Source organism: Pelomicrobium sp. G1, from assembly GCF_051905455.1.
Classification (GTDB): Bacteria; Pseudomonadota; Gammaproteobacteria; order Burkholderiales; family UBA6910; genus Pelomicrobium.
The window spans coordinates 1-231 of record NZ_JBQACR010000675.1 but is presented as its reverse complement, the minus strand read 5'-3'; the positions used below and the strand labels follow the sequence as shown (position 1 = coordinate 231).

Here is a 231-nt window from a genome sequence, read left to right as displayed (position 1 = left end):
GGAGCCCGGCCGCAGCCCGTCCCCCAGGGAGAAGGCCACGTCGTAGGCCTTCATGATCTCGGAGATTTCCTCGAAATGGGTGTAGAGGAAGCTCTCCTGGTGATGGGCCAGGCACCACTTCGCCATGATGGAGCCCCCGCGGGAGACGATGCCGGTCAGGCGCCTGGCGGTGAGGGGAATGTAGGCGAGCCACACCCCGGCGTGGATGGTGAAGTAGTCCACCCCTTGCTC

The 231-nt window shown here is 65.4% G+C and carries 1 protein-coding gene; it reads right to left on the bottom strand.

From position 1 onward, the window contains the following. Nucleotides 1-231 (bottom strand): phosphomethylpyrimidine synthase ThiC (locus ACTFO6_RS20080; protein WP_439936026.1); only part of this gene is annotated, 231 nt, incomplete at both ends.